General features: G+C 52.3%; 3 protein-coding genes. All 3 read left to right on the forward strand.

Going from position 1 to position 5,298, the window contains the following annotated elements; translation table 11 throughout:
* Positions 1-1,708: PAS domain S-box protein (locus HY879_21035; GenBank protein ID MBI5605826.1), on the forward strand; the 1,708-nt coding region annotated here is incomplete at its 5' end.
* 183 nt (positions 1,709-1,891) lie between these two features.
* Positions 1,892-3,247, forward strand: coding sequence for a tRNA lysidine(34) synthetase TilS (gene tilS / locus HY879_21040; protein ID MBI5605827.1), 1,356 nt, complete (start codon positions 1,892-1,894; stop codon positions 3,245-3,247).
* Positions 3,248-3,364: 117 nt separating this feature from the next.
* Positions 3,365-5,197, forward strand: coding sequence for an ATP-dependent metallopeptidase FtsH/Yme1/Tma family protein (locus HY879_21045; GenBank protein MBI5605828.1), 1,833 nt, complete (start codon positions 3,365-3,367; stop codon positions 5,195-5,197).
* Positions 5,198-5,298: the final 101 nt, after the last annotated feature.

Here is a 5,298-nt window from a genome sequence, read left to right on the forward strand (position 1 = left end):
ACGGCTGCCCACAGTGATAGACTATATTGAAAAACAGGCCAGGAGAGAGATGGAGGTAGTCAAAGATATTCCGTTAAAAAGGAAAGACGGAAGGGTGTTGTATGCGGATGTTGCTTCTTCGTTGGTCTTTTTAAATGAAAGACCTTACCTGTTGGGTATCTTCAGGGATATTACCGATCGCAAAAAGATGGAGGAAGCCAGACGTTGGTCCGAGGAGAAATTCTCCAAGGCCTTCCGGGCCAGCCCCAACTGGATCTCCATCAGCCTCCTGGAAGACGGGCGCTACATCGAGGTTAATGATGCCTTTTCGAAGATCACCGGTTATACCAGGGAGGAGGCCATCGGCCGCACCTCGGTCGAGTTGGGCATCTGGGTCGATCCGGAAGAACGTCGGACTATGGTTCGGATGCTTATGGAATCGGGATCGGTCAGCGACCTGGAAGTCGGATTTCGCACCAAAGCCGGAGAGATTCTAACGGTTCAACGATCGGCCGAAAAAATTATCCTGGGGGAAGAAGTTTGCCTGATCTCCGTAAACCACGATATCACCCGGCACCGACATCTGGAAGAACAACTGCGTCAGTCCCAGAAAATGGAGGCCATCGGCCGATTGGCCGGGGGCATCGCCCATGATTTTAATAATATCCTGACCGCTATCCTGGGGTACAGCGATTTATTACTGCTCAATCTAAAACCTCGGGAACCGATGTATAACGAGATTGAAGAGATCCGGAAGGCCGGTCAGCGGGCCGCAGCCCTGACCCAACAACTATTGGCCTTTAGCCGCAAGCAGATTCTTAAACAAGTGCCTCTGAACCTTAACACCCTGGTGAACAACCTGAAAAATATGCTCCTGCGCATCATCGGAGAAGACATTGAACTGGTTACGGTTTTAGCTCCCGATCTGGGTCAGATAAAATCCGATTGGGGGCAGGTGGAGCAAGTAATCATGAACCTGGCCGTCAATGCCCGGGATGCCATGACCCACGGGGGCAAACTGGTTATCGAGACTGCCAATATCTATCTGGACCAAACTTTTGTCCATCAGCATCCGGGGTCAACTATGGGGTTTTCCGTGATGCTGACGGTAAGGGATACCGGGTGCGGGATGGAAACCGATGTCCTGCTCCATATCTTCGAGCCCTTTTTTACGACCAAGGAGCTTGGCAGGGGAACCGGGCTGGGTCTGTCTACGGTCTACGGGATTGTAAAGCAAAGCGGAGGCTATATTCTGGCTGAAAGCATTCCCGGAAAAGGATCAACCTTTAAGATTTTTTTCCCCAGGATTGATCAGGCTCAAGGGCCGGCGGACAGACAAGATTCTTCTCCTCTTTCCCCGGCAGAGTCGGGAGTCATCCTCGTTGTGGAGGACGATAACCTGGTCCGGGATCTGGTCCGAAAGATCCTGACCATGCACGGCCACCTGGTTTTGGAGGCCCAAAACGGGGAGGAGGCCATTCGGTTGTGCCAGGATTACGAGGGCCGGATTGACCTGCTGACCACGGATGTGGTTATGCCGGGTATGAACGGCCCGGAATTGTCCAGGCGGGTACTGGCCCTGCGGCCTGAGATGAAGGTGCTCTTTATGTCCGGTTATTCGGATAATCTCTTTCCCCAGTATGGGATCTTATATTCGGGAAAGAATTTCATCCAGAAACCCTTTGCTCCGAATGATTTGATCAATAAAATTCGAGAGATATTAAGTTAGTATCCATCCGGAAATTTTGAATTTCCGGATACCTTCACTAATGCTGGAGGACCGGTTCAAAGACCTAAATTTAGACAGTTTTGGCTATAAATTCATCCTCATTACTAAAAGATGGAACAAATTAAAAGAAAGAAAAAACAAAACCTTCGGCGGATCGTTGAATCGTTTAACCAAGAGGCTTCCTTGTTTGATAAAGGGGCCAGGATTCTAATCGGTGTTTCCGGCGGCCCGGATTCCATGGCCCTCCTTTCCCTGCTCTCCGAATTACGCCCCAAATGGAATCTGGACCTGACGGTCCTTTATTGCCATCATGGCCTGAGGGCCGCGGCTGATGAAGAAGAGGCTTTTGTCCGGAGCTGGGCTGAAAAGTGGGGTTGTATTTTTTTCAGCCGTAAACTGCCCGTCAGGGAATATCAAAGGAAAAGCGGGCGGTCGCTTCAAGAGGCGGCCCGGGAATTAAGATACCAGGCCTACGAAGACTTTGTAAAAAAAAAGAATATCGACCGGGTGGCCCTGGCCCATACGGCTAATGATCAGGCTGAAGAAGTCCTGATCGGCCTGGTCCGGGGCGCCGGCCTGGGAGGACTGGCCGGAATCCCCGCCAAACGGGGTCGGGTTATCCGTCCTTTGATCAGGACCTATCGTCAGGAGATCCTGGATTATCTGGCCGATAAAGAAATTCCCTTCCAAGAAGATCTTTCCAATCGGGATTTTCGCTATCTCAGGGCCCGGGTGCGGCATCATCTACTGCCTGAACTGGGGAAATATTCCCCTAATATTGTGGCCCAGTTAAATCAGACCGCCCGGCTGCTGCAAAAGGATGAAGAATACCTTAAGGAGAAGGCCGATCAAATAGAACCGGCCGTTCTTTCTTGTTCCGGCGCGACGGCCACCCTTAGTCGGCATCAACTGGCCGACTTACCCCAGGCTCTATCTTCCCGCTTCATTCAGAAGGCCGTTTTGGCGACCTTGGGACACTTACGCCATTTCCGGGCCGTCCACATCCTCTCCATTTTAAAGGCCGCGCAAGGCAACCGGACACAGGGCACTATTCCTTTGCCCAATGGCCTTTCGGCAAAGTGGAACCGGAAAGACATAAAAATCCTCCGGACTGATTCCGATCCAAAGCCGATGGTTCCTTTTACCTATGAGATTGAAAAGCCCATTGAGATTTTTATACCGGAGACCGGTGCATCGCTATCTTTTAAGAAGGTCAAGGCCGGTTCTAAATCATTTGAGTTGCCGGGCCATAAAAATCTGGCCAGGGTCGATTTTAATAAACTGTCCTGGCCTTTGGTGATTAGGAATTTACGACCCGGAGACCGTTTCCGTCCGCTGGGCATGGAGGGTTCCAAGAAGGTCAGCCGGCTTTTTATCGACCGGAAGGTTCCCCGGGCCTTGCGGGACCGCATCCCCCTGGTCCTTTCCGGAGGAGAAATCGTCTGGATAGGGGGAATGGAAATCGGACAGCCCTTTTGCCAGGATCACCATACCACCCTTGTCCTGGAGATAGTCTACCGGAAGGAAAAGGGTCTGTAAAATAGCTTTGAATTTCTAAGTGTTTTGTGGTAGTTTGCAACAGATAACTTCAATGGCTTCCCGGACCTTCATGGCCGGGAACCATCAGAAAAAGTACGGCCGATTAGGAGTAAAGCATTGAACCCTTTTTATAAAAATTTAGCCTTGTGGGTGGTCATCAGCCTTGTCATGATCGTCCTTTTTAATCTATTTAACAAACCCCAGGTGGACAAAGAACCTTTGAGCTATACTGAATTCATGGCCATGGTGGAAAAAGGCGAGGTCATGAGTGTGACGATACAGGGAGACGATATCCAGGGTTTTTTGGTGGGAGGGAAGAAATTCAGGACTTTTACCCCCAGGGATGCGGATTTGATAAAGTCCTTAAGGACCAATAACGTCCGTATCACGGCCAAACCAATGGATGATTCTCCCTGGTATATGACCATCCTGATCTCCTGGTTTCCCATGCTCCTTTTAATCGGGGTCTGGATCTTTTTTATGCGCCAGAGGCAGACCGGCGGAGGCAAGGCCATGGCTTTTGGTAAGAGCCGGGCCAGGCTCCAATCGGACCAGGGGCCAAAGGTTACCTTCAGCGACGTGGCCGGCATCGAAGAGGCCAAGGAAGAACTCCGGGAGATTATTGAATTTTTAAAAGATCCGAAGAAATTTACCCGCCTGGGGGGGCGTATTCCCAAAGGGGTCCTGTTAATGGGGTCTCCCGGAACAGGGAAGACCCTGTTGGCCAAAGCTATTGCCGGAGAAGCCGGGGTACCTTTTTTCAGCATCAGTGGTTCGGATTTTGTGGAGATGTTTGTAGGGGTCGGGGCTTCCCGGGTACGGGACCTTTTTATTCAGGGAAAGCGCAACGCCCCTTGTATTATCTTTATTGACGAGATCGATGCCGTGGGCCGCCACCGGGGGGCCGGCCTGGGAGGGGGCCATGATGAACGGGAACAGACGTTAAACCAGTTGCTGGTGGAAATGGACGGCTTTGAATCCAGTGAAGGGGTAATCCTGATTTCAGCCACCAACCGACCGGATGTTCTGGACCCGGCCCTGTTGCGCTCCGGGCGTTTCGACCGGCAGGTGGTGGTCCCTGTTCCTGATGTCAAAGGCCGCGAAGAAATTCTTAAGGTCCATACCCGGAAGACCCCTTTGGCCGAAGGGGTGAATTTAAATATCCTGGCCAGAGGGACCCCCGGTTTTTCCGGTGCCGATCTGGAAAACCTGGTCAATGAGGCCGCCCTGCTGGCCGCCCGCATAGGTCGGGATGTGGTGGACATGGCCGACTTTGAAACGGCCAAGGATAAGGTCATGATGGGTACGGAACGCAAAAGCATGATTATCAGCGAAGAGGAGCGTAAGAATACCGCTTATCATGAGGCCGGCCATACCCTGGTGGCCCGGTTGCTTCCGGGGACCGATCCGATCCACAAGGTGACGATTATTCCCAGAGGCCGGGCTTTAGGATTGACCCAGCAACTGCCTATCGATGAGAAGCATACCTATCCGAAGAATTTTCTGCTCAATAATCTGGTTATTTTTCTGGGGGGCCGGGCGGCAGAAGAACTGGTCCTCGAACAGATGACCACCGGGGCCGGGAATGATCTGGAACGGGCCACCGAACTGGCCCGGAAGATGGTCTGCGAATGGGGGATGAGCGATGAACTGGGTCCTCTGACCTTCGGAAAAAAGGAGGAACAGATCTTCCTGGGGAGAGAGATCGCCCAGCACCGGGATTACAGTGAAGAAACAGCCCGAAAGATCGATCAGGAAGTCAAACGGTTGGTCCTGGAGGCCTACGATCAAGCCCAGACCCTTTTAAGGGAGAACCTTGAGACCCTGAAACGTCTGGCCCACTCTCTCCTGGAGAAAGAGACCCTGGATGGGGAGACGATTGACCGGATCATCCAGGGAAGGGATGGATTGGAGAACCCTGATCGCAACGGGGCCGAATCAAAAAAATGAAATGAGGGCTCAGGGCTCAGGGCTCAGGGCTCAGGGCTCAGGGCTCAGGGCTCAGGGCTCAGGGCTCAGGGCTCAGGGCTCAGGGCTCAGGGCTCAGGGTA

The organism is Deltaproteobacteria bacterium, from assembly GCA_016219225.1.
Taxonomy (GTDB): domain Bacteria; phylum Desulfobacterota; class RBG-13-43-22; order RBG-13-43-22; family RBG-13-43-22; genus RBG-13-43-22.